Source organism: Flavobacterium sp. IMCC34852, from assembly GCF_030643905.1.
Taxonomy (GTDB): domain Bacteria; phylum Bacteroidota; class Bacteroidia; order Flavobacteriales; family Flavobacteriaceae; genus Flavobacterium; species Flavobacterium rivulicola.
The window spans coordinates 537,768-563,158 of the sequence record NZ_CP121446.1 but is presented as its reverse complement, the minus strand read 5'-3'; the positions used below and the strand labels follow the sequence as shown (position 1 = coordinate 563,158).

At 34.7% G+C, this 25,391-nt stretch carries 26 protein-coding genes and 1 tRNA gene; 9 read left to right on the top strand and 18 right to left on the bottom strand.

What is annotated here, in order from left to right:
- The first annotated feature begins 16 nt into the window (after positions 1-16).
- The 3 genes from P7V56_RS02505 (at position 17) to P7V56_RS02495 (ending at position 3,340) form a co-directional block, all read left to right on the top strand.
- Positions 17-736 (top strand): glycosyltransferase family 2 protein, encoded by a 720-nt coding sequence (locus tag P7V56_RS02505; RefSeq protein ID WP_171221246.1) that lies wholly within the window; start codon positions 17-19, stop codon positions 734-736.
- A gap of 558 nt (positions 737-1,294) precedes the next feature.
- Positions 1,295-2,230, top strand: a complete 936-nt coding sequence (locus tag P7V56_RS02500) for an O-antigen ligase family protein (protein WP_304986234.1) — start codon at positions 1,295-1,297, stop codon at positions 2,228-2,230.
- Positions 2,231-2,257: 27 nt separating this feature from the next.
- Complete coding sequence (locus tag P7V56_RS02495; RefSeq protein WP_171221248.1) at positions 2,258-3,340, top strand: glycosyltransferase; 1,083 nt, start codon at positions 2,258-2,260, stop codon at positions 3,338-3,340.
- Here P7V56_RS02495 and P7V56_RS02490 read toward each other — a convergent pair whose 3' ends face one another.
- Both P7V56_RS02490 and P7V56_RS02485 read right to left on the bottom strand, forming a co-directional pair.
- Complete coding sequence (locus P7V56_RS02490) at positions 3,341-3,865, bottom strand: hypothetical protein (protein ID WP_171221249.1); 525 nt, start codon at positions 3,863-3,865, stop codon at positions 3,341-3,343.
- 69 nt (positions 3,866-3,934) lie between these two features.
- A complete protein-coding gene (locus P7V56_RS02485; protein ID WP_171221250.1) occupies positions 3,935-4,120 on the bottom strand; it encodes a hypothetical protein in 186 nt (61 codons plus the stop codon).
- A 61-nt stretch (positions 4,121-4,181) separates the two neighbouring features.
- On the opposite strand from P7V56_RS02485, the gene P7V56_RS02480 reads away from it, so the two are divergent.
- Complete coding sequence (locus P7V56_RS02480; protein WP_171221251.1) at positions 4,182-5,288, top strand: O-antigen ligase family protein; 1,107 nt, start codon at positions 4,182-4,184, stop codon at positions 5,286-5,288.
- Here P7V56_RS02480 and rfbD read toward each other — a convergent pair.
- The 9 genes from rfbD to P7V56_RS02435 all read right to left on the bottom strand — a co-directional run bounded on the left by rfbD (position 5,280) and on the right by P7V56_RS02435 (position 14,016).
- Positions 5,280-6,134, bottom strand: a complete 855-nt coding sequence (gene rfbD, locus P7V56_RS02475; protein WP_171221252.1) for a dTDP-4-dehydrorhamnose reductase — start codon at positions 6,132-6,134, stop codon at positions 5,280-5,282. The two genes, P7V56_RS02480 and rfbD, sit on opposite strands and share 9 nt — an antisense overlap.
- The gene (gene rfbC / locus P7V56_RS02470) at positions 6,128-6,679 is read right to left on the bottom strand and encodes a dTDP-4-dehydrorhamnose 3,5-epimerase (RefSeq protein ID WP_171221253.1); all 552 of its coding nucleotides are present in this window, start codon (positions 6,677-6,679) and stop codon (positions 6,128-6,130) included. Before rfbC ends, rfbD begins: the two co-directional genes overlap by 7 nt.
- Positions 6,680-7,537: a glucose-1-phosphate thymidylyltransferase RfbA gene (rfbA, locus tag P7V56_RS02465; protein ID WP_171221254.1), complete on the bottom strand. Its 858-nt coding sequence runs from the start codon at positions 7,535-7,537 to the stop codon at positions 6,680-6,682.
- Between the two features lie 6 nt (positions 7,538-7,543).
- The gene (locus P7V56_RS02460; protein WP_171221255.1) at positions 7,544-8,551 is read right to left on the bottom strand and encodes a hypothetical protein; all 1,008 of its coding nucleotides are present in this window, start codon (positions 8,549-8,551) and stop codon (positions 7,544-7,546) included.
- A 6-nt stretch (positions 8,552-8,557) separates the two neighbouring features.
- Positions 8,558-10,249: a DUF6909 family protein gene (locus P7V56_RS02455; RefSeq protein WP_171221256.1), complete on the bottom strand. Its 1,692-nt coding sequence runs from the start codon at positions 10,247-10,249 to the stop codon at positions 8,558-8,560.
- Between the two features lie 42 nt (positions 10,250-10,291).
- The gene (locus P7V56_RS02450; RefSeq protein ID WP_171221257.1) at positions 10,292-11,167 is read right to left on the bottom strand and encodes a carboxypeptidase-like regulatory domain-containing protein; all 876 of its coding nucleotides are present in this window, start codon (positions 11,165-11,167) and stop codon (positions 10,292-10,294) included.
- A gap of 113 nt (positions 11,168-11,280) precedes the next feature.
- On the bottom strand, positions 11,281-12,777 hold the full coding sequence (locus P7V56_RS02445; protein ID WP_171221258.1) for a GH3 family acyl-acid amido synthetase: 1,497 nt from the start codon (positions 12,775-12,777) through the stop codon (positions 11,281-11,283).
- Positions 12,778-12,779: 2 nt separating this feature from the next.
- Positions 12,780-13,145 carry an SdpI family protein gene (locus P7V56_RS02440; RefSeq protein ID WP_171221259.1) on the bottom strand — a complete coding sequence of 122 codons (366 nt, stop codon included), beginning with the start codon at positions 13,143-13,145 and terminating at the stop codon, positions 12,780-12,782.
- 1 nt (position 13,146) lies between these two features.
- On the bottom strand, positions 13,147-14,016 hold the full coding sequence (locus P7V56_RS02435) for a M23 family metallopeptidase (protein WP_171221260.1): 870 nt from the start codon (positions 14,014-14,016) through the stop codon (positions 13,147-13,149).
- A 140-nt stretch (positions 14,017-14,156) separates the two neighbouring features.
- Between P7V56_RS02435 and P7V56_RS02430 the strand changes: the two genes are divergently transcribed.
- Positions 14,157-14,360 carry a Sec-independent protein translocase subunit TatA/TatB gene (locus P7V56_RS02430; RefSeq protein ID WP_171221261.1) on the top strand — a complete coding sequence of 68 codons (204 nt, stop codon included), beginning with the start codon at positions 14,157-14,159 and terminating at the stop codon, positions 14,358-14,360.
- Positions 14,361-14,434: 74 nt separating this feature from the next.
- On the opposite strand, the gene P7V56_RS02425 is transcribed toward P7V56_RS02430, so the two are convergent.
- The 5 genes from P7V56_RS02425 to P7V56_RS02405 all read right to left on the bottom strand — a co-directional run bounded on the left by P7V56_RS02425 (position 14,435) and on the right by P7V56_RS02405 (position 20,226).
- On the bottom strand, positions 14,435-16,558 hold the full coding sequence (locus P7V56_RS02425; RefSeq protein WP_171221262.1) for a Tex family protein: 2,124 nt from the start codon (positions 16,556-16,558) through the stop codon (positions 14,435-14,437).
- A 318-nt stretch (positions 16,559-16,876) separates the two neighbouring features.
- A complete protein-coding gene (locus tag P7V56_RS02420; RefSeq protein WP_171221263.1) occupies positions 16,877-17,692 on the bottom strand; it encodes an NAD(P)H-hydrate dehydratase in 816 nt (271 codons plus the stop codon).
- Position 17,693: 1 nt separating this feature from the next.
- On the bottom strand, positions 17,694-18,596 hold the full coding sequence (locus P7V56_RS02415; RefSeq protein ID WP_171221264.1) for a cation diffusion facilitator family transporter: 903 nt from the start codon (positions 18,594-18,596) through the stop codon (positions 17,694-17,696).
- 330 nt (positions 18,597-18,926) lie between these two features.
- The gene (rpiB, locus tag P7V56_RS02410; protein ID WP_171221265.1) at positions 18,927-19,358 is read right to left on the bottom strand and encodes a ribose 5-phosphate isomerase B; all 432 of its coding nucleotides are present in this window, start codon (positions 19,356-19,358) and stop codon (positions 18,927-18,929) included.
- A gap of 634 nt (positions 19,359-19,992) precedes the next feature.
- A complete protein-coding gene (locus P7V56_RS02405; protein WP_171221266.1) occupies positions 19,993-20,226 on the bottom strand; it encodes a DUF2007 domain-containing protein in 234 nt (77 codons plus the stop codon).
- A 201-nt stretch (positions 20,227-20,427) separates the two neighbouring features.
- Between P7V56_RS02405 and rnr the strand changes: the two genes are divergently transcribed.
- The 4 genes from rnr to P7V56_RS02385 are packed head-to-tail and all read left to right on the top strand — an operon-like array spanning position 20,428 to position 24,507.
- Positions 20,428-22,608 carry a ribonuclease R gene (rnr, locus tag P7V56_RS02400; RefSeq protein ID WP_171221267.1) on the top strand — a complete coding sequence of 727 codons (2,181 nt, stop codon included), beginning with the start codon at positions 20,428-20,430 and terminating at the stop codon, positions 22,606-22,608.
- Between the two features lies 1 nt (position 22,609).
- On the top strand, positions 22,610-23,275 hold the full coding sequence (locus P7V56_RS02395) for a head GIN domain-containing protein (protein ID WP_171221268.1): 666 nt from the start codon (positions 22,610-22,612) through the stop codon (positions 23,273-23,275).
- Positions 23,276-23,331: 56 nt separating this feature from the next.
- On the top strand, positions 23,332-24,024 hold the full coding sequence (locus P7V56_RS02390; protein ID WP_171221269.1) for a LysE family translocator: 693 nt from the start codon (positions 23,332-23,334) through the stop codon (positions 24,022-24,024).
- 33 nt (positions 24,025-24,057) lie between these two features.
- Complete coding sequence (locus P7V56_RS02385) at positions 24,058-24,507, top strand: peptidase associated/transthyretin-like domain-containing protein (protein ID WP_171221270.1); 450 nt, start codon at positions 24,058-24,060, stop codon at positions 24,505-24,507.
- Positions 24,508-24,797: 290 nt separating this feature from the next.
- Here the strand turns inward: P7V56_RS02385 and P7V56_RS02380 are convergent.
- Positions 24,798-24,868, bottom strand: a tRNA-Cys gene (locus tag P7V56_RS02380).
- Between the two features lie 98 nt (positions 24,869-24,966).
- On the bottom strand, positions 24,967-25,326 hold the full coding sequence (gene folB, locus P7V56_RS02375) for a dihydroneopterin aldolase (protein WP_171221271.1): 360 nt from the start codon (positions 25,324-25,326) through the stop codon (positions 24,967-24,969).
- Positions 25,327-25,391 lie beyond the last annotated feature (65 nt).

Sequence of the window (25,391 nt, the reverse complement as noted above, 5' to 3'; positions counted from 1 at the left end):
ACTTTAGATTAATTAAATGACACATCAACTATCAATCATCATTCCTACTTTTAACGAATGTAAAACCATTCATTTAATTTTAGACAAACTTCAAAAGGTAAAATTACTCGAGGACTTTCAAAAAGAAATTATCATAGTTAATGACTGCTCAGACGATAATACCGAAGAAGTAGTTTTGGCTTATATAAAAAAGAATCCTCTCCTTAACATTCAATATTTCAAACACCCCGTAAACATGGGCAAAGGAGCTGCGCTTCATACCGGAATTCAGAAAGCTACCGGTGAATATTTGATTGTGCAGGATGCTGATTTGGAGTATGATCCTGAGGAGTTTAATTTACTTTTAAAACCATTACTTTCCGGTCATGCTGATGTGGTTTTTGGTTCTCGTTTTATGGGTGGCAAACCTCATCGGGTAATGTTTTTTTGGCACACCGTTGGAAATAAATTCCTGACACTATTATCAAACTTGTTTACCGACTTGAATTTAACAGACATGGAAACCTGTTATAAGATGTTTAAGACTCAAATAATTAAAGGCCTTTCCCTGAGAGAAAAAAGGTTTGGATTTGAACCTGAAGTCACTGCAAAAATTTCTAGAATTCCCAATATAAGGATTTATGAAGTGGGCATATCGTATTATGGCAGAACTTATGATGAAGGCAAAAAAATTGGGTGGAAAGATGGCTTCAGAGCAATATATTGCATTTTAAAATATGGATTGCTTAAATTGTAATCAATCATCTTGACTTTAACAATTTGTGAAGACGGATTTAAGCAATTCTTCCTCTTTTTGGATTGTATTTGTTATTTTTGACCGGCAATTATGATAATAATTTGTTCTTGTGACTATCTCTAAATAAAAATAATTGTTGGCGAGATTATAATTTAATATCTGTCAACATTTAAAGATTAAAACCTAAAATGAAAGCAAAATTTAATTCGTAAGGAATTTAAAATTATGTCCTGATTACCCGACAAAGGTTCATGAAGCAGTTTTTGTCATTTGTTGGCTTAATCAGGAAAAATTAACTTAATACAATAGACGTTTATTTTGAAAATTAACATAAAAAATTACCTTCTCTATTCATCAGTATTTGCCATATTTACTGAAGCTTTTTATTTTAATTTTATAATTGACTGGAAACTACTTTACCTTATCATTTTAGTAAATTACTTTCTTTTGTTTAGGCTAAAACAAGTAGTAATTAACAAACATTTCGCTCTATTACTTTTATTCTTTTTTATCCACGGTTTAATCACTTACACCTTCATTTGGATTCCATATAATTTTATGCTTTCTCAAATAATAGGAATTGGCATAGTTGGAACTTATTATTATAGTTTCACAAAACTATATGAGCCTATTGAAATCATCAAAGTTTATGTAAAGATGAGCTTATATGTGGCCATAATAGGATATCTTTTTTATTTCCTAGGATTCAATTATGCAGATGGAAGGTTAAATAGTATTTTAAAAGAGCCGGCTCATTATGTTATTGTCGTAATTCCGGCCTGTTATTATTATTTTAAGGTCAAAAAATACTTTGAATTTCTAATAATTTTTGGAACCATAATTTTATCTAACTCTTCTCTTGGCTATGTAGGTTGTGGTCTATTGTTAATAATTCCCAATCTAACACTCAGAAGGGTTAAATATTTAGCCAGCTTAATTCCTATTGTCTGCATTGCCTTTTATTTTGCCTATAATGAATTGCCGTTTTTTAAAATGAGAGTTGATGACACCTACAACTCTTTGAATGTAATTAATACAGGAAAATTTAAGGAGGACACTAATTTGAGTTCTTATGTTTTGATTAGCAACCTTTTTATTGCCAAAAAAAATGTAACCGACCATCCTTTAGGCAGTGGTATTGGAAGCCATCACTATATGCATACCAAAAGGTATTTGAAAGAAATGAGACCTCCAAAATATTTAAGAACTCAAGGAAGGCATGTTGACAATTCCTTTGATGCAAATTCACTATTTACCAGATTAGTTTCTGAATTTGGTATTATTGGGTTCTTCCTTGTTTTATATGCCCTTTGGAAAGGAGTCAAATGCTACCAATCTGACAATCTGTTTCTGGCCCAAGGAATTTTTATTTATTTTCTGTTAAAATTATTTCGAGATGGCCATTATTTTCCGCCGGAATTATTCTTTTTTATTTGGTTATTTTACTTTTCCCTCAAAAGACTTAAAACTCAAAATCTAGAATTACATCAGTAATTACTAACTATATTTATAAAAAAAATTGTGAAAAAAATTTATCAAATTGCAGAAAGTGTTACCCTTGAAAGCGGCGGTGTCAGAACAGTATTGGAAAACTTAAATAATTATCTTAATGCCGGCGAAAATTTTTCTTCTTATATTTTGGCAAATCAAATAGAGGTTAATGATCTCCATTATCATTTGCCCTCCGATAAATTTAAGTTTTGGGGCTATTCCTCAGAATTAAAAAGATTTCTCACAGATAATATTAAAACGGACAATCTTGTCCATTTGCATGGAGTATTCATGCATGCACAATATGCGTCGAGTAAATTTGCCAAAAAAAACAATATGCCCTATATCATTACTCCTCATGGAATGTTAGAGCCTTGGCATCTAAAAGACAAGCAACTCAAAAAAAAGATTTATTTGACACTTCTCCTTAATTCTATTTTATCCAATGCCAAAATTATCCATACCATTACCCCTTTTGAAAAAGACAATCTGTACAAACTTACAGGGCATAAAAATATAATTGAAATTCCAAATTTTATAAAATATTCTGACTTACCTAAATTACCTGATTATAATCCAAGTGAAGAATACCTACTGTTTCTAAGTAGATTACATCCCAAAAAAGGATTAGATATTTTAATTGAATCAATGGGTAGAATTCAGAATAAAAAAATAAAACTCAAAATTGTTGGCACTGAAAATAGTTATTCTGACACTTTAAAAAAAGTAATTGCGAGGTCCGGATTAGAAAACCGAATTGAATTTTTAGGCGGTGTTTTTGGCGATAAAAAATTCGAACTTTTTGCTAATGCCAAAGCATTTGTAGCGCCTTCGTATTCAGAAGCTATTGGAATGGTAAATTTGGAAGCTGCCGCTTGTAAAACCCCTGTAATTACTACATTTGAAACGGGTATAAGCTCAAAGTGGAATTCTAATGGCGGTTTAATGATTAACCCCAAAGTAGAAGAATTAACACAAGCCATTAACGCTGTAACAAGTTGGTCTGATGCAGAGAGGTTTTCTCGTGGTGAGAATCTTTCAAATTTTGTATTAATGAATTACAGTTGGGAGAAAAGAGGTGTTTTGTGGGACGAACTCTATTCCTCTTTATAACTATTTTTTAATTAAAACAGCCTCAAGGCTTTCGCTACCCATAATTCTTGGCGGATACTGTTGATCGAACAATAAATTATATCTTAAATTCTTTTCGTCCCAAGTAAAAGCTGTTCCAAAATTAAAAAACTTTAAAAAAGCCATATTCCTACCGTCAACTTCTACTTTTCCATTATTTAAAATAGAGATATTTGTAAGGGTTAAAACCTTTTGTTCTTTGTTAGTGCTCACGTCAATCTGAACATTATCATATCGTTTTCCCATTGGGAATTGTAAATTTATAGTTTGAGAATTCGGTTGTCCTTTCACTAAAAACTTAGTTGGATTATCATAATCCCAATAACCATTTTTCTTAAAAACCAATACTAACTCATCGTCTTTTTCATAAATTGCACTCATAACAATAGAGAAGTTATCGGTTTTTACAACTTCTTCATTAGGTGCATTTACGTCATTCTTCTTCTCTCTTCCGCATGAAGATAAGACCAAAACGAGACCCGAAAACAAAAGAATTAGCTTTTTCATATGACAAAATTTTATTAAGCAAATATATCATATTTTATATTATGTCATATCTTTGATTTTTAAATTTTGTTATCCTTTTGCTGTCTTTTGACTATTCGGTAAGGCCATTGTTTTAATAGCTCTTCTTAACTTCCCTTTCATGATCAACTCCTCATTCTCCTTAAAAACGACTAACATAACATTAAAGCTGTTTCCGGTTTTACTCTCACTTTTATTTGTTTTTCCAATTCTCAAAGAGAATCTGTCCAGTCTCATTGTAATTCTAATTTGCCTTAATACAATTGTTTACAAAATTGCATCCAAAGACTTTGCTTTTGTGAACTTCAAAACATTGCTCCTTACTATTCCTTTTTGGATTATTTTTTGTAATATTTTTTTTTCCAGTGACTATAATATCAGCATTAAACATATACAGCATGCTCTTTTCTTTGTAATCATTCCCATTTTCTTTTCATTAATTCCACCCCAATTTTTTAATAAAAAGTATTTAGATCGATACCTGTTTATTTTAAAAATAACTTGTTTGGTAATTGCAATTACCTACTTATTTTCTTTTTTTTATAATAATTCCATCGAAGAATTTTTCATTGTCTTTCAGCATATTTCTAGCTTTAGAACTTATGTTTATTATCAATTTGACCTCTTTGTAATACATCCCACTTATTATACCACTCTTCTTGTTTTTGGAGCAGCTCATTCGTTTGATTTGGTTCTGAAGCAAAAAAAATACAATGAATTGGTATTCGTGATTAGCTTTATAATTATTTCTTTTCTCTTGTTGACGAGGCTTAATATACTATTACTCATGACAACCTTGATTTTGATGGTTTTTTTAAGAAGCAAACTGAAGTTGCAACAAAGAATTGTTTTATCCTTGAGTATTGTTGGTTTAATTGCTACACTTGCCCTGCTAACTCCGGGAATTAAACATCGTTTTTTTGAACTTGTGCAGAGTTTTAATGTGAAGCCTAAGGATGTTTCTTATGATTCTACCAATATTCGAAGAGCCATTTTTGACTGCTCTGTAGCCATTTCGAAAGAACATTTTTTGTTTGGTGTCGGTTTTGAAAATCTTCAAGCCGAACTAAATGCTTGTTACCACTCAAACTATGACTCCAGTTTTTATGAGAATCATAACTACATGACGCATAATTATTTCTTTTACATTTTGTTGTCTAGCGGTATATTTGGTCTTGCTTTATTTTTGCTTTATCTATTCAAGATTCTAAGAATTGCTTTAAAATCGGGCAATTTCTTATTCAAAGTGTTCCTTTTCAATGTGGTCATGATTTGGTTTATTGAAGACTATTTATACCGTCATTACGGTATTTTATACTTCAATTTACTCTTAATTTGTTTTATACGATATTCAGAAAATCAATCAATTGAAACCAAAACCGAACCTAAAAAAACTTTAGTTTAATGGTTTTAAACTCTCTTCCCAATTTTTTATTGACAACCCGAACACATTCTTGATTTTGCTTTTATCCAAAACACTGTATTGAGGTCTTTTGGCCGGTGTGGGAAAATCTGAAGAACAAATAGGTTGAAGATTAATTGAAATATGGTTAACTCTGAATATCTCTCCGGCAAAATCGTACCAACTACATTGTCCTTCACTACTGTAGTTATATATGCCAAAATTGTTGGTTGTCGGTTGTTGGTTGTTGGTTAAAATAATTTGAAGTAAAGCATCCGCCAAATCAACCGCATGGGTTGGTGAGCCAATTTGGTCATCAACTACCGATAAAGTATCTCTTTCCGATGCCAATCGCAACATCGTTTTCATAAAATTATGCCCAAACGGAGAATAAACCCAAGAAGTTCTCACGATAAAGTTTTTTTCCCAGACTTCTTGAATCGCTATTTCACCTTTTAATTTGGTTTGTCCGTAAACGTTTGTAGGATTGGGCACATCTTCTTCGGTATAGGGCGATTTTTTACTACCGTCAAAAACAAAATCGGTGGAAACATGAAGCAAAACAACGTTGAAAGCCTTACAAAGCTTCGCTAAATTTTGAGCCCCTGTAACATTAATCAAATGCGCCTTTTCAGGTTCACTTTCGGCTTTATCAACTGCTGTATAAGCCGCCGCGTTAATGCAATAATCCGGTTGGTGTTGAGCAAAAACTTGTTGGCACCGCTCAGAATTTGAAATATCTAATACCGCAGAAGAACAAAAAACAAACTGGATTTCAGGATAATTTGACGCAATAAATTGCAAACTAAGACCCAATTGACCGCCGGCTCCTGTAACTAAAACTACCATACTGCTTTGGCGTTTTCCAACGCGGGTTGGATTCTGTCTTTTTCAGAAATGATTAAATTTTCAACAGGAAAACCCCAATCTATATTGATGGTTTTATCATTATAAATCACTCCGGCTTCACTTTCTTTGTTGTAAAAATTATCACATTTATAAAAAAACACAGCCGTATTGCTGGTTACTAAAAATCCGTGAGCAAAACCTCTCGGCACAAAAAACTGTCTTTGGTTTTCTCCGCTTAAAATCACCGACTCATACTGACCGTAAGTAGGAGAATTAGACCTTAAATCGACTGCTACATCCAGTACTTCACCTTGCAAAACCCTTAAAAGTTTGGCTTGAGCATGAACTCCGGTCTGGTAATGTAAGCCGCGTAAAACCCCTTTGGAAGAATAAGATTGGTTGTCTTGCACAAAATGAACTTCCTGTCCGACACCATTTTGAAAGGTTTTTTCATTAAAACTTTCCATAAAATAACCTCTTTCATCGAGAATTATTTTAGGCTCAATAATGAAACATCCTTCAAGTTTTGTGGGAATAAAATTCATTTAAATCAAACTTAACAAATGATTGCCGTAACCACTTTTTAATAACGGTTGGGCTAATTTTTTTAACTGTTCTGCATTGATGAAGCCCATTCGATAAGCCGCTTCTTCAATGGCTCCGATTTTTAATCCTTGTCGTTCTTCTATAACTTGAACAAATTGACTGGCTTGCATCAAAGAATTGAACGTTCCTGTATCTAACCAAGCCGTTCCTCTGTCGAGTATGCTTACTTTGAGTTTTCCTCTGTTTAGGTACTCTTTATTGATATCGGTTATTTCTAATTCACCACGGTGACTAGGTTTGATATTGGAGGCAATTTCAATAACGTCATTATCGTAAAAATAAATGCCGGGAACGGCATAATTTGATTTGGGCTGCTCAGGTTTTTCTTCAATAGATAAAACGTTGCCATCTCCATCAAAATCAACTACACCATAGCGCTCCGGATCTTGCACGTGATAAGCATAAATAATTCCGCCATCGGGATTGTTATTGGCCAAAAGCAGTTCGGAAAGTCCGGTACCGTAAAATATATTGTCCCCTAAAACCAACGCTACTTTATCTTTTCCGATAAATTCTTTACCGATTATAAAGGCTTCTGCTAAACCATTGGGCGCTTCCTGAACCGCATACTCAAATCGACATCCCAAACTCGAACCATCTCCCAGTAATTGTTTAAAAAGCGGCAAATCATTAGGGGTTGAAATAATTAATATTTCTCGTATTCCCGACCATATTAAGGTTGACAAAGGATAATAAATCATCGGTTTGTCATAAATGGGCATTAGTTGCTTGCTGACAGCCAACGTTAGCGGATGAAGTCTGGTTCCGGAGCCGCCGGCTAGAATGATGCCTTTCATAATACTTTATTTTGCAGACAATTTTGCCGCTTGATTTTTGTAAAAACTTCTAAACAAAGTCAATCCAATAAAAACAAAAATAAAAAACATCGGAAGGATAAATTTCATTTTATTGTTAAGCCCTTTTTTGTTTACAACATTCAAGACACTACTGTTTTCCTTAATTACCGAATCAAAACTAACTAAATCCATTTTTTGAGCTCCTATTTCTGCCATCAAGTTATTCTTGGTTTGAATAATATCGTTTAATTGTGTGTTCTCATTGTAATAAACTAACTTATCACTCTTTTGACTGTTTGATGTTGCTGAAGAAAACTGCCCCAGCAAGGTATCTATCTGATTGATGACACCCATATTCTGCTTCATCTTAGATTTGATATTACTGATAAATGTTTTTTGGATATTTTGATAAAATTCATTTTGATTCAAATACTTAAGAATCGGATCTACTGTGCCTTTGTTGGAAATCAAATCCTTTGTTGTGATGCTGATAGTATGACGACCATAATTTTTACTGGTCACCTCGTCACTAATCACTTTGTTGACATCTCCATCTTCAGATAATAACTTAATCAATTCGAAATTCTGTGTGTTTTGAGCATTATTCAAATGGGTTGTGTTACTGGATACAAAATTATAGAGGTCAATTACAGGCTCAACTTCAATTTGTAAAATTGAACTTGGCTTTTTAACCCCTATAGATTTTAGAAACAGTGTATCCCGTTCACGTATTTTTGATTGCAGTAAATCAACTTTAGTGTACAGGTAATCAACACTGCCAAAATTAGGAGAAACTATGATTTTGTTTTCATAGATCTTTCCGGAAATGTCCATGAAATATCCTAAGCCTGCTCCAATCACAAACAATACTGTAAAAATGATTCGTCTTTTTTTAACAAATAAAATCCCTTTGAAAATGGTTGTCGAAATATTATCGAAAAAACTGCCTATTTTCTTAGAAATCTGTGATAAATCAATATCCTGCTTATCAAAATCCTGAGGTGTTGCGCTCATAAAAATTTATTTAACGTTAAAAATTTGTTCTAATATTTTAATGGTAATCAAATAGGTTGGCTTTACTCCTGTGGTACCCAAACCCCCTGAGGCCAATGTGCTTCCGGTTTCCAAAGGATTATCTGACGCATAATAAGCATATCGTACTTTTACATTCGGGTGAATGCTCTTTCTGATTTTAGAAGCCGATTGTATCGCTTTTTGATAATATGCGCCTTCCATCTCCAACCCTATAACTTCCCAAGTGGATTCATGAAAGAATTTTAATAAATCTTTGTTCTGAAGCGATGTTCCCAATACGGTTACCATTGGTCCCGAATAAACCGGAATATCATTTCCGTCAAACATCTTGGCGGTCAATTCATTTTCAAAAGGATAATTGTCTGCTGTGCCTTCATTGATGTGTGCTGACGGAATCATAATATCGCCTTTTCCGCCTTCCAAAATTCCGGCTTTACCCATAATAGATACTGATTCTACTTTTAGGAAGGTTTTATTTTTTCCTTCTTTATAAGGTTTTAATAACTCGTCTATGGTTTCAAAGGCTTGTTCGCCAAAAGCATAATCCATGACGATAAGTACCGGACTTTCTTTCCCGATTTTTGCTTTCGGAAAACTTGATTTAGCCCAGTCTATTTTGGCCGTATCAAAAATCTGGACATCGATGTTTGTTCCTGATTGGTCGGGCAACGAAATCATTCCGTGTTTCAGAGCGAATTCTTCTACTTTATTTCTAACCGAATCAGCGCCGGATTTGCTCAATTCTTCATAAATAAAGAAATCCGATTTGTCTTTGAACTTGGTTTTCAAAACCGTAGTAGCAAAAATAGAATTCATCACACTGTGCATGTTGGCACTGATGATATGAATCGGTCTTTCTAATAAATTATTGGCTTTTAAAGTTTCTTTGATGGTGGTGGCCCAAATTTCACCATGTATATGGTGACCTAATCTTTCTCTTAAAATCGGACTGAAAGTAATGGTTCTTTTATTGTTGTCAACAATTTCCTCGATGGCTAATTTGCCTAACCAATAAATGACGTGTAAAAATCTGTCCGGTTTTTCTTTGGTGCCAAAAGCATCATAAATGTCTAAGACTTCCGAAAAACTTCTGCCCAAAACATTAGCGGCATGTGATATCGCCACTTCCTTTTCTGACTGTGTGAATTTTTTATTTTGTAAAACCGCTTGCTCTAATTTTTGCCAATCTCGGGTCAATTCTACATTGGCTTCATCTAACAAAACGCGGTCTTTGATTTTGTGTGATTCGATAAAAATAAAGGTCAAATGCGTTAAAATATCATAAATGTCTGAGCGTCCACGGGTAATTTCCACGTTCATTTGTTCTTCATCTATGCGATAACAGTTTCTTCTTCTCTTGGGTGGAACTATCGCTTGAAAGTGTGATTTTGAATAGCCTTCATCTGAAGTTAGGTTGATAAAACGACATTCTTCAATGCCTACCGGAAGTCTTTCAATTACATAAAGCAAACCGTTGAGTTCTACTTTTTCTTCGGCGATGCTGCCATAAATTTCCGGTCTTAGAGACAATAAAGCTTCTCTTAAAGTTTCTCCTGAAACACCCATGGGTTTGTAAAAACCTCTGTTGAATAAATGTCTCATGGTAATGTACAATCGTTCGATAGCTGCCGACGATTCTTGCGCTCTGGAGCGCGAAATGTTTTTAATTTCTTTCATTAAATTATTTTTACTAACCTGCAAATATAGGTTTTTTGTCGTTTAGTTGGTCAGTATTAGGTTGATTGCGGGTTCGTAGCCCTTGACTTTCTCGGTTTTTCCGTTAGAAACTGACTCTTGTTTGTGCCATTTTCCGCCCGAAAAAGTGAATAAAGCCTCTCTTTCAACATAGTTGTATAGGATTAAAGGGTAATAAATTTTTTGAACTTGCGCGGTTTGGGTATTCTGATTTATAACGGTTTTTTCCTTCTTGTTTTTTTCTATCATTAATTTTTCAAAACCCACAAATAAACCATTTTTAGGCATGCTTAAATTAAACTCTGACAAGTCAATTTTGTTGAGTTTTGTTCCGGTTTTGACCGAAACGATTAAATCTTTTTGGAGCATTTCTTCCCCGGGAAAGCCATTGGCCTCTGCTTTAAAAAATCGAAGTTTTACGGTTGCGTCTTCTATCCGGCTGTCGGTGTAAAGTATGACCTTTTTAAGGTATTTTGTTTTCTTATAATCCGGTTTGTTGGGGAAATATTTAACGTCCATTCTCGGTCCGTTATCAAACGCTTGGGCAACAGTGTTTTCGGTTAAACCAATAGTAATTTGCTTGGTTCCGATACTGTTGGAAATTATCACTTCCTCTAAATCAAAAGCCTTTGAGCTCAAAAAAACCTCAGCGGTTTGATTGGCTTTGAGTATTTTTTTTTCGTAACCCAAAGCCGAAAAAATAAGATTTTTATCATGTCCGACCGCTATAGAAAAAGTCCCGTCTTCTTCAGAAGTCGTGGCGCTATTTTCATTTTCGACCCAAATATTGACATAGGAAATCGGTTGGCCTGTAAGACTGTCTTTGACTACGCCTTTGACTTGTCCTGAAACCAGTACTATTTTTAGAAAAAAGAAGGTTATAATGAATGTTACTTTCATGCCGTTAGTTTACTGTTTAGCCCTGATGCCGAAATTGTTTGAGCTCGTAACACTGTTGCAGCGAGTTTCGGCAGCAGGAATTACGATTACAAAAATGCCCAAGCGATTCGCTCCTAATCTTTAAAAAAATCTGCAATCTTTCGGTCGTTTGACAATCTTGGCAACTTGTTTTGTCCACCGAGTTTGCCGATGGATTTCATATAGTCTTGGAAACCGTTTTTGGCGACTTTAGTGATGACTACAGTTCGCAACACCTTGCCCACAATTAAATCGTCGTAATAAGTGTTTTGTTGGCGCATGGCTTGGTCGATTTTGAGCGCGAACGCTTCCAAATTTTCCGGTTCTCCCGAGGAATCGGAATCAAATTCAATCAGCCATTCGTGATAAGGCAATCCTTCGTTTGGCGTGATTTGCGGCGCTACGGTAAACTCATTCACCCGAACATTGGTTCCTTGCATGGCTTGTTGTAAAGCGCTTTCAACTTCTTTCCCGATTACATGTTCACCAAAGGCCGAAATGTAATGTTTAATCCTTCCGGAAACAATAACGCGATATGGTTTCAAACTGGTGAACTGAACGGTATCGCCAATGTTGTATGCCCAAAGGCCGGCGTTGGTGGAGATGATTAAAACGTAATTGGTTTCCAATTCCACTTCGCCAATAGTATATCGTTTTGGTTTCTCGGTAAAAAACTCATCGGCTTTGACAAATTCGTAGAAAATTCCTGAGTTCAAAAGCAATAACATTCCTTTTTCAGTTTGCGAATCTTGGTATGCAAAAAAGCCTTCGGAAGCCGGAAACAACTCTATTGAATCTACTTTTCGACCGATAAGATTTTCAAATTTGGCGCGATAAGGTTCATAATTGACACCGCCGTAAATAAATAAATTGAAGTTTTTGAATATCTCGCCTACCGGTTTTCCTCCTTTTTGCTGCAGTTTTTCAAAATACATTTGCACCCAAGACGGAATACCGGAAATGACAGTCATATTTTCGTTGAATGTTTCTTCGACTATGGCATCTACTTTGGTTTCCCAATCTTCGATACAATTGGTTTCCCAACTCGGCATGCGGTTTTTTTGCAAATATTTCGGAACAAAATGTGCTACTATCCCTGAAAGTCGGCCTAGTTTGATACCGTTTTTTTCTTCTAAAATCGGACTGCCTTGGAGGAAAATCATTTTGCCGTCGACAAAATCGGCTTTCCCGGTTTCGTGGATATAACTTAAAATGGCGTTTCTCGCGGCTTCGATATGAAACGGCATCGATTCCTTAGTCAACGGAATATATTTCGCCCCCGAAGTAGTTCCTGAAGTTTTGGCAAAATAAATCGGTTTGCCTTTCCATAAAATATCTTCTTCCCCTTTGACTACGAGGTCAACGTAATTTTTGAGTTGCTCGTAATCTCTAATTGGCACTTTAGCGGCAAAGTCTTCAAAGGTTTTGATGCCGGCAAAATCGTGGTCTTTGCCAAACTGAGTGTGTTTAGCTTGTTCCATCAAGTCACGGAAAACTTTTTCTTGGGTTTCCACGGGTTTTGAGGCCCAAGATTGGACTTTTTGATGAATGCTTTTGGCAAATAATTTGGCGGCGAAAGATTTAATAGACATTGTTAATTGTTTGGGAAATTTTTTCTAATTGCTCTTTCTGTGGTAAAGAATAAATAGGCACAAGCAATAATCAGCAATGACGAACCCAAGCTGACTTGCAAACCATCACTTAGATTTAAAAACACGTTTACAAAGGAAGCTGCCACTAAAACCAAACCGATCTGCAACATTTTAAGGCTCGAATAACGTTGGGAAAAATCCCAAACTTGTTGGTTTTTCATTGATGCTCTGGTTCTGTAACCATATAAATAATTAATTTTCTTGGGTGGAAATCCCAAAGTTATTAATGCCATTACTACAAAAATGACTCCTGTTAAAAAAGGAATACTTAATGTTCTCTCCAAAAGGTAATTTAAAATTGCTTCCATTTTATTCGAAGGCTATAAAAATAGTGGGATCAATGGGGTAGCCGTCTTTCCACAATTCAAAATGCAAATGCACACCGGTTGATTCTTGTCCGGTTGAACCTGCGAGCGCAATTACTTCACCTGTTCTCACCGTGTCACCTTGTTCTTTGGTTAAAGAAGCCGCATGTTTGTAGGCAGAAATGAATCCGTTGTTGTGTCTTATGATGACTACATTTCCGGTGTTTGGCGTCCAATCGGCAAAGATAACTGTCCCGGCCAAAACTGCTTTTATCGGAGTGTCTTTTGCCAAGGCAACATCAACCGCATAATGTTTGTCCTTAGGGTTGAATTTTTCGGTGATCATTCCTTTTGCCGGCGGAAAAAACACTACACTTACTTTAGATTTTGCCTTTTCAAAAAGGTTGTATTTGTCTTCTCGGGCTACTTGTTCTCTCAGCAATAAATCGGCTTCGGTAGGTTGCAAATCTTCTTCCGAAACAGGTTCCAAATTGGTAGCTGTAATCGAATCTTTACTGAACTTGGCATAATCTAAATCACCGGTTAAAATTCGTTTGATAGATGCAATGTAGGCTTCATTTTTCTTTAAGGCATTGCTCAACGAATCGGATTTTAGGGCCAATTCTGTCGCGTCTCTTTTTAATTGGGTTGAAGCATAACCGGGAATATATTCCCGCAAAGGCGTAAAAGCAATGATATAAGTGGTAACAAAAATGATGAGCAACGCACCGATAGTGGCTACCACAAATACGTTCATCAAGGTTAAGCGCAAGGAAAATACTTCTTCAAAGGTTTCTTCATTCAGGATAACCAAACGGTTTTTCGTGAATAGTTTTTTCTTGATGATTTTGCGCTTGAGCCGTTTTTCGGACATTGTATTTTGATTATACTACAAATATAGAAATTATATCTGCTTAAGATTTTATAAAGTTTAACGTTCTTTAAGGGTAAATCAATAGCTGTTATTGATTTATTTTCTACATTTGTCAAATATTTAATCTAATTCATATTATCATGAACTTTTTAACCATATTTCTTGGCACAATTGAATTCCCACAAATGATGTTGATCTTGGCCGTTATTTTATTACTTTTCGGAGGTAAAAAAATTCCGGAATTGATGAAAGGTTTGGGTAGCGGCGTGAAAGAATTCAAAAAAGCGGCTAAAGACGATACAACAGAACCTAAAAAAGAAGAAGAAACTACTACTAAAGAGTAAACTCTTTCAAGTTCCAATATTAAAATCCCAAATTCCAATTAAGTTATTGGAATTTGGGATTTTTTATTTGCTTTCTAAAAAACCATCGTCAACTGAATGCGTTTTCTTTCTTCATCAACCTCAACAACTTTTACCTGAACGTGTTGGTGCAATTTGACTACTTCGTTCACATCGGAAACAAAACCTTCTTTGAGTTGGGAAATGTGAACCAAACCACTTTCTTTGATTCCGATATCGACAAAGCAACCGAACGCTGTAATGTTATTGACAATGCCCGGTAAAATCATTCCGGAGCGAACATCTTTTATGGATTTTACATTAGGGTCAAATTCGAAAACTTTCGCGGCTTTTCTTGGATCGAGTCCGGGTTTTTCGAGTTCTTTTAAAATGTCTTTGATACCTAAAATTCCGATATCAGAAGTGATGTAACTTTCTGGTTTTATCAAACTGATTTTGTCTTTTTTACCGATTAATTCTGCGGTTTTTAACCCTAAATCTTTCGCCATTTTTTCCACTATAGAATAAGCTTCAGGATGTACGGCCGAATTGTCTAACGGATTTTTCCCATCTTTGATTCTAATAAAAGCGGCGGCTTGCTGATACGCTTTATCACCCAAACGCGGTACTTTCTTGAGTTGCTTTCTGTCTTCAAACGGTCCGTTTTCGGAGCGGAAAGCCACAATATTTTCGGCCATTTTTTCACCAATTCCAGAGACATAACTCAGCAATGATTTACTGGCTGTGTTAATATTAATTCCAACCGAATTCACACAGCGAACAACAACCGTATCCAATTCTTCTTTAAGTTTGGTTTGGTCAACATCGTGTTGGTATTGTCCGACGCCTATGGATTTAGCATCAATTTTAACCAATTCCGCCAAAGGATCGGAAAGTCTTCTACCTATCGACACCGACCCGCGAACGGTTACGTCATAATTCGGAAATTCATCACGGGCAATTTTACTGGCGGAGTACACTGAAGCGCCGGCTTCTGAAACCACAAAAACCTGAACCGGCTTATCGAAGGCAATTTTTTTTATAAAGAATTCGGTTTCGCGACTTGCTGTTCCGTTACCTATGGAAATCGCTTCAATATTGTAGGCGTTGACCATCGATTTGATTTTTTTCATCGCCATAGCCGTTTCGTTTTGCGGCTGGTGCGGATAGATGGTTTCGTTGTATAACAAATCGCCTTTTTCATCCAAACAAACCACTTTACAACCACTTCTAAAACCCGGATCAATGGCTAAAATTCGTTTTTCTCCTAATGGTGGCGCTAATAAAAGTTGTCCCAAATTACCGGCAAACACTTCAATCGCTTTGGCATCCGCTTTGGCTTTCGCTTCTTGCAGTGTTTCGTTGGAAATCGCCGGTTCTAATAATCTTTTGTAACTGTCTTTGATGGCTAAGCGCAATTGGTCGGCGGTTTCCCTATTGTTTTTTATGGTATTGTTTTCGATAAATTCGATGGCTTCTTCTTTCTCGATTTCGACGTTTAATTTGACAAAACCTTCGGCTTCGGCACGCAACATGGCCAATAATCTATGAGATGGCGCTTTGGAAATGGGTTCTGCCCAGTCGAAATATTGGGAGAATTTTTGAGCCGCTTCGTCATCTTTTTTGGTTTTCACGACCTTGGTTTCCACAACTGCTTTTCTTTGGAACAAGCGTCGGAGATTTTTTCGAATAAAGATATTTTCGTTGATCCATTCGGCGATAATGTCGCGTGCGCCTTGTAATGCGTCGTCTTCATTTGGTACTTTAGCATTCAAATATTGGGACGCGATAAATTCTATATCATCACTATTTTGCGCCATGATGATTTTGGCCAAAGGTTCTAAACCGTTTTCACGCGCTACATCGGCTCGGGTTTTTTTCTTCTTTTTATAGGGCAAATACAAATCTTCAATCTCTTGTAAATCGAAGCTGTTTTCTATTTTATTTTTTAGTTCTGAGGTCAGTTGGCCTTGTTCCTCGATGGCTTTTAAAACACTGTCTTTTCGTTTTACGATTTCGTCGAACTGTTTGGAGAGTTTAGCGATATTTTCAATAACGACTTCGTCCAAGTTTCCGGTTTGGTCTTTTCGGTAACGGGAAATAAAAGGAATTGTGCAATCTTCGGATAATAATTTTAAAGTGGCTTCGATACTTTTTGGCGAAGCCGTGACTTGGTTTTGAATGAATTGTATGCTGGTCATTTTTGTATATTTGGGCTAAATAAATGCAATGATAAAATATTTTTTCCTGCGGATTCTATTGTTGGTGCTACTTTGTTTGGGAAGTATTATTTTCTTCCTTGATTTTGAAGAGTTTTATCTTGCCTATGCGTTGAGTATTTACACAGGTTTATTTTTTTGGTCAGTTTTTTTATTGGTGGAAAGCTATTTTTTTCACAAAAAGTCTTTAAAACTTAAACGAAATTTTAACCTCTTAGCCGGTATACCGATTTTCCTGTTTATTGTCGTCAGCTTTATCCTATTCTGGAAAGCGCTTCATAGCTAATACATTGTTTTATACTAAATTTTTTGAAAAGCCTTGCCTAAATTATCGATTACATCAGTAATCAACATACTTTCTTCGCTTTGGGTTTCCAGGGTAATATCAGCAGCCAATCCGTGAAAGTAAACCCCGAGAATTGCGGCATTTATAGGTTCGTAATCTTGAGCTAAAAAAGCGGTAATGATTCCGGTCAATGCATCGCCTGAACCTCCTTTGGCTAAACCGGAATTTCCGGTGGTATTTTGAAAGCTTTGTTTGCCATTAGTGATAAAAGTTTTGTGGCTTTTTAAGACTATTATGCAATTCAGTTCGGTGGCTTTCTCAATGGCTTTTTGTTGTCTTTTTTCTGCCGAAAAATGAATACCGAACAATCGGTCAAACTCTTTTTCGTGTGGTGTCAAGATTGATTTTTGGGGAAGTTTTGTAAGCCAATCTTGTTTCATGGCCAATACATTCAAAGCATCGGCATCAAAAACAATAGGGTGTTTTATATTTTGTACAACAAATGCAACTTTTCTTTCCGCTTGTTTATCGGTTCCCAAACCCGGACCAATGGCAAAAGCATTGTATTTGTCCCAATTGTTGTTTTCTTCTCTGAATTCAATCATGGCTTCAGGCAAAGCACTAAAAACGGCTAAGCGTTCTTTTTTGGGGATATTAACCGTAACCAAACCGGCTCCGGCGCGAAGCGCCGATTTTGAAGTGATGATTGCCGCGCCCATTTTTGATTTACATCCGGCTATTATCAAAGCGTGTCCATGATTTCCCTTATGAGAATTGGTTGGTCTTTTTTTGAAAATAGTCTTTATGGTATTTAAATTAAGAATGGTCATGCTAATCTTGAACTATAAAATCTTTTGGATCTTCTTTTTTGAATTCAGGTTGGATATTGATGTGATTGATGTTAAATTTATGAAATAAAACCTGTTCTACTTTATGCAACAATTCATTGAATTCACTCATTTTGATATCTTCCGAACAGTCTAAATGGGCTTCAAGATGCAATTCTTCGTCGTTGAGATGCCAAACATGGATGTGGTGTAATTTATTAACTCCCGGGATTTTGTGTACTTCGCGAACCAATTCTTTGATATCGATAAAATCGGGTGTGAATAACATCAACATTTTGGTAGAAGTAATCAATAATTTGACTCCAACCACGATTAAATAAATAGCAATGGCAATGGTCATAACACTATCGACCCAAAACCAACCATAAAACTTCATCAACAAACCACCTACTAAAACTGCTACAGAAGCCATCATATCTGTTAATAAATGGAGATAAGCCGATTTCATATTGAGATTATGCTCGGCATCTTTTCGGAGAAAAATCACAGAAAGACCATTAACCACAATGCCTAACAACGCCAACCAAATGACTAAACCTGATTCAATAGGATGTGGATTTACAAATCTTTCTACAGCACCATAAATCAAAATAAAAGCAACAATGACTAAGGTAGAAGCATTGATAAAAGCCGCAATTAATTCGGCTCTTTTATAGCCAAAAGTATTATTGATAGACGCTTTTCTTCGGGATAATTTATGAGCAACATAACTAAAAACCAACGATAGCACATCGGAAAAATTATGCAACGCATCAGAAATTAGGGCTAAACTTCCGGAAATGATACCACCCACAACCTGAGCAATCGTAATTAAAAGGTTTAAAAGTATAGACAAGACTAAGTTTTTTCCTTTTACTTCATGTTTATGGATATGTACTTCAGTCATTGACAACTTCTATATGGTTGTAAATCTCAAAACCTAAATCGAGATAAAAAAATCCAATCGGTATGTTTAAGAAGATTAATAAAATAGAAAATAAAATCATTTTTCTATGCTTTCTTTCTTTAATATAAAAATAGAGTAATAGTACTGTAAAAAAGCTATTTAAAATGAAAGCCGTAGTAATGAAAAATAAACCTAAATAAATCACGCCGTGATAATGCGTTAAAAAATAGAGCGCAAGAATTAATGTGCCAATTAAAAAAGAAAGTAAAGCAACTTTTCTACTTGCAACATTAACTTCATTAAAATTATTTAGGTCGGATATCATTAGGATTAATTACAACTTATTTTATCCACTCTCGTGGCGTGTCTTCCGCCTTCGAAAGCAGTATTTAAAAAAGTGTCTACCATATCTACAGCTTGCTGGATAGAAGTGTATCTTGCCGGAATACTAATCACATTAGCATCATTATGTTGACGTGCTAAAGCGGCAATTTCTTTGGTCCAACAAAGTGCGGCGCGGATGCCTTGGTGTTTGTTAGCTGACATGGCTATTCCGTTTCCGGAACCGCAAATTACGATACCAAAATCAGCTTTTTTAGTTTCCACATCAATAGCAACCGGGTGACCAAAATCAGGATAATCCACACTGTCAAAAGTATCAGTTCCGTGGTTAAAAATTTGATAACCTTTTTGTTCTAAAAATGTGACAATGGCTTTTTTGTAATCCGGTCCGGCGTGATCGTTTCCGATAGAAATTTTCATTTTTTTTTATTTGTGTTGTGAGTACAAATTTAAGGAAACAATCGGTTAGATTTTTACTTTATTGTAACTAGTTGATTTTTAAAATCTAAGATTTTTTATTGACTAAACTATTTCTATAACTATTTGAAAATCATTGCGTAAATTTCAATATAAATGTTAAAATTATACCATGTTAATAGCATTTTGCAAATACTTGATAATCAGTTAACTTTAAATTAACATGAATTGTTAACAACTTTGGATAGAAAATCAGAAGTTTTTTGAGAAGGTAAACTTTTTTTTCTAAACAAAAATTGAAACGAGAAAATCAAATTTAGTTTGCGTTTTTTTTGGTAAAATTATCAGCATAAAAAAGTGAGTTTTCAACAAAAATCTATTCTTAAACTTATCAAAAAAAAGGATGTTTTTTTACCTGTTAACAACTGTTGACAACTATCAAAAATTTGCTCATTTTAAGAACTTTATTGAGTTATATGATTGTTAATTTCTCTGTATAAGTTTCGATAACTTTTAAAATACAGTGATTCTAAAAAAGTTATTACAACTATTAACACCCTATAATAACCATCATAAAATTTAAATTTTTAAAAATTCTTTTTTGTTGTTTTTAATAAATGTTGACAACTTTGAAATTTTAAACGATTTTTAAATTATTATTTAGGTCATCTAAAATAGTTTGAACAGTTTCAATATCGTTAGGATGAATTTTTAATTGGATGCCGCCATAAGCCAAACTTGCGAAAGGATCTATCGAAACCAGGTTTTCATTTTGAAACAAATACGGAATACCTTCTCGGTCTAAAATGGTTTTTAAAACCATCACTTCATGAGCGAAATTAAAAGTAGCAATCGTTATAAATTCGGTCATCTTTTATAGTTTTTATAAAGATACAAATTGTTATTTTTTAATTAAAACTAATCACTAATTACTATTTACTAATTACTATTTCGTAATTTTCAGCATTAATTGAAATATAGCTTAACTATTTTAGAAAAGAAATCAATATTTGTATAAGCTATATTCTATGTGTTCCTATGAAAAATATTAACACACACATAAAAAGATACAATGAGTAAGAAACCAAAAAAATTCGGAAAGAATACTAAAACATTTTCTGAAAAGATTTTTAAAATATTATCCAAGAATGCTAATAAACCATTCAACTACAAACAAATAGCTGCAATCCTGGAACTGGATGATACCAAAAGCAGAAATGAAATTATCAAAGATTTAAAGATTTTAGCCGCACAAAAACTGATTATAGAATCCGAACCCGGAAAGTACTTAGTCAAAGCCAGCAGTCAAAAATACTACGAAGGAACGATTGATATGACCTCGCGCAAAACGGCTTATTTTGTTTGTGACGAATTAGAACACGATGTTTTTGTACCATTTGTAAATTTGAATCATGCTTTAGACGGAGATACCGTAAAAGCTTATGTTTACGACAGAAGAAGTTCAAGAAAGCCTGAAGCTGAAGTCTTAGAAATTTTAGAAAGACACAAAGAAGAATTTGTAGGTGTAATTGATATTCAAAAGAATTTTGGTTTTGTAACTACAGCAAATGCTAAAATGTACACGGATATTTTTATCCCAAAAAATAAATTAGGCGAAGCCGAACATGGTGATGTAGTTTTAGTCAAATTAGAAGATTGGCCAACGAAAGCTGATTCGCCTTTTGGTTCTGTGATTAAAGTTTTAGGAAAACCCGGCGAACACAATACTGAAATTCATGCCATTTTAGCCGAATATGGTTTACCGTATGATTTCCCGATTGAAGTAGAAGCTTTTGCTAACAAAATTGATACTTCTATCACTCAGGAAGAAATTGCAAAACGTCGTGACATGCGAAAGGTTTTAACCTTCACCATAGATCCGAAAGACGCTAAAGATTTTGATGATGCTTTGTCGTTTCAGGTTTTAGAAAACGGAAACTATGAAATTGGTGTACATATAGCCGATGTTTCACACTATTTAAAAGAAGGAACTATACTCGATGATGAAGCTTATAAACGAGCTACGTCAGTGTATTTGGTAGATAGAGTAGTTCCTATGTTACCTGAAGTATTGTCAAATTTTGCCTGTTCACTTCGACCTCAAGAAGAAAAGTATACTTTTTCAGCGGTATTCGAATTAACCCCGAAAGCAGAAGTAATAAATCAATGGTTTGGAAGAACCGTAATTTTTTCTGACCAACGCTTTGCTTATGAGGAAGCGCAGCACATTATTGAAACTAAAAGCGATATTATTCCGGCTGAAATTTCTTTAACCGGAAAAGAATACAAAGTACCGGCCGAAATTGTAGCAGCCACTCTAAAACAAGACGAATTAGCTAAAATTTTACGCCGAAAAAGAATGGCCGCCGGAGCTATTTCATTTGACAAAGTAGAAGTTAAATTCAATTTGAATGCCGAGGCAGAACCGGTTGGTGTGTTCTTTAAAATCTCTAAAGATGCTAATCATTTGATTGAAGAATTCATGTTGTTGGCCAACCGAAAAGTAGCGGAATTTATAGGCAAACAAAAGAAAACTTTTGTTTATCGTATTCACGACGAACCCAATGAAGACAAGTTAATTAACCTTCAAACGGTGATTTCAAAATTTGGGTATTCGATTAATATGAAATCCAAACAGGATATTTCTAAATCGTTGAATAATTTATTGAATGAAGTCAATGGAAAAAAAGAACAAAATTTAGTTGATACATTGACGATTCGAAGTATGAGTAAGGCGAAATATTCTACCGAAAATATTGGTCATTATGGATTGGCTTTTGATTTTTACAGTCATTTTACGTCGCCTATTCGTCGTTACCCGGATGTGATGGCACATCGTTTGTTGCAATTTTATCTCGATGGTGGAAAAAGTGTCAGCCAAGAAGAATACGAAGAAAAATGCGCGCATTCCAGCGATATGGAAGGTTTGGCCGCACAAGCCGAAAGAGATTCTGTCAAATATATGCAAGTCAAATACATGCAAGACCATAAAGACCAAGAGTTTTTAGGGGTAATTTCAGGGGTAACCGAATGGGGAATTTACGTAGAAATCATCGAAAATAAATGCGAAGGCATGGTCAGAATTCGTGAAATCAAAGAAGATTATTATGTATTTGATGAAAAGCAATATGCTTTAGTAGGTCAGGTTTCTAAAGCCTTGCTACAGTTAGGCGATGAAGTGTATGTCAAAGTTAAAAATGCCGATTTAGTCAAAAAACAATTGGATTTCCATTTTATCAGAAGAAATGAATAGTATGAAAAGTTTAGTTTACAGTTTTTTAATTTTCAGTTCGATAGCTTTCGGACAAGTAGAAAAAAAAGTAGGTGATTTTACCAAAGTAACTTCTTTTGATCAGATTGATGTTTTGTTAGTAAAAAGCAATGAAAACAAAGTAGTTGTCGATGGGAAAGAAAGTAATGAAGTAGAATTGGTCAATAAAAACGGCGAATTAAAAATCAGAATGCCGTTAAATAAATTATTAGGTGGTGATCATATTTCGGTGACAGTTTATTTCGATAATCTTACTGCTGTTGAAGCCAATGAAGGTTCTCGAATAGCATGTGGTGATCAATTAGAAGCTATTAGTTTTGATATCAATGCTAAAGAAGGTTCACAAGTAAAATTGATTTTAGAAACAAAAAAATTGAACGTTCGCGTAGCCAATGGTTCCAAAATTACTTTAGAAGGAACAGCTGAAAATCAAGATGTTTTAGTGAATTCGGGCGGAATTTATGAAGCGGAAAAATTGAAGACAGAACAAACAACAATTACCGCTAATGCAGGCGGACAAGCAGATATATTTGCTACTGAATTAGTAGAAGCAAAAGTTAGAGCCGGTGGTGATATTACTATTTATGGGAAACCCAAACAAATTAATCAAAAAGTTATTGCCGGCGGAAGTATAGAAGAAGCAAAATAGAAATAGTTTTAAATTGTTAAAATTTAATTCTAACTTGCATTGTCAAAACTCAAACCATGATTTTCCTAAACGATATTTTATCTGCCATTCCGCTTGGATTTTTCTTAAGTTTTATGATTGGACCTGTTTTTTTTGTACTCCTGGAAACCAGTGTAGTCAAAGGATTCAGAGCTGCTGTAGTGTTTGATTTAGGGGTAGTTTTAGCTGATATTATATTTATTCTGATAGCTTTTTTTAGTAGTTATCGTTTGATTCAAAGTATCAAAGATGATCCGGCATTGTTTATTTTTGGTGGTTTAGTTATGTTAACTTATGGTATTATTTCATTCATCAAAAACAAAAAAGAATCTCGTAAAACTATCGATGAAATTGACCCTAAAGAATTAGCAAAAACCAATTACTTTTCGCTATTCATCAAAGGCTTTTTCTTAAACTTCATCAACATTGGTGTCCTCGGATTTTGGTTGGCTATTTTAATTACCATTGGTCCGCAATTGGAATTAAAAGCCTCGAGAATGATTACCTTTTTTGCGACTTTAATCATTGTTTATTTTATTACTGATTTGTTTAAAATAATACTGGCCAAACAATTACGAAGCAAGCTTAATCCAAAGAATATCCTTTTAATTAAGAAAGTAATCAGTATCGCATTAATCATTTGTGGTGTTGTTTTACTATCTCAAGCCTGGTTTCCTAAAGAGCAAAAAATTGTCAATTCTGCTTTTGAAAAGTTGGAAGGAGAGAATTAATGCTTAGTTGTGAGCATGGCTAAACTCCCTGCAATGAAAAAAATTGTATTTATAGTACTTTGTATTTGTTTAATCCAAGTTTGCTTTGGACAAAAGTCTACATCAATTACTGGAAAAGTGATTGACCAAGATTTGAATACTTTGCCTGGTGTAGAGTTGAGAGTTAGTGATTCACTTATTGCAACTACAAATTTAAATGGAGAATTTAAAATTGAACTTGATAGAGAAGTCAAAAAAGTAACTTTTATGTTTGCTGGACTCGAACAAACTCCAATAGTATTTGATTCTGAATGTAAAAAACTGGAAATTGTGATGCTCTATTCGGGAGGTGATTGCTTTGCAACACTCAAAAAAAATGATAAGATGAGAAAGAAGAGATTTGATAAAATCCCATCTATTTACAAACAAGCTTATGAGAAGGGCATTTTTGAATATGATAAGCCTTGTGGAGAAATTCAATTTATTTCTTGGCTAAAATTATAAATAAGCCCAGCCCATAACAGCCGTTTGTAACAAATACTTGGCTAGGGTTTATCCGGAATTTTCCATAATAATTACTTATAAAACCTTCCTTTTTTTTAGAGCTTTATCGCAACCAACGTCCGGATTCGAACATAATCTTTAATTAATCTTTTCTAAAAATTAACCCATAAAAAAACCTCCAAGTTTCCTTAAAGGTTTTAGAGGCACAGTCCGGATTCGAACATAACTTTAATTAATTTTTTCTAAAAATTAAACATAAAAAAGAGCTACTATTTCTAGTAACTCTTTAGAGGCATCGTCCGGATTCGAACCGGAGTATACGGTTTTGCAGACCGGTGCCTAGCCGCTCGGCCACGATGCCAGTTGGACGGCAAATATACTAAAAAAGTTAAAAGGCAAAAGGCAAAAGGCAAAAAGTTTTCTTTTACTACTTTGTACTTCCAACTTTGCAAATCACACTTAACTACGATATTCTTCCATTTCAATGGTAATCGCTTCAACATCACCGCCAATTGGTGGATTAAGCTTGGAAACGGCTAATAGAATTCTTGAAACCGCAGGGATTTCTTTGAAGATTCGTGTTACGATTCTATGCGCAACATGTTCCAATAACTTGGAGCGAATGGCCATTTCTTCTTCTACAATTTTGTTCAAAAGTACATAATCAACCGTGTCTTTGAGGTCATCAGTAATCGAAGATTTTCTCAAATCGGTCTTGATTTCCAAATCAACTCGGTAATCCGAACCAATTCTGCCTTCTTCTTCCAAACAACCGTGAAAGGAAAAAGTTCTGATATTTTGCAATTTAATAGTTCCCATTTTTGAAGTTAATTTCTGGATTTGGTAATTTGTTTATTCGATAAATGTACTAAATATTTACATTT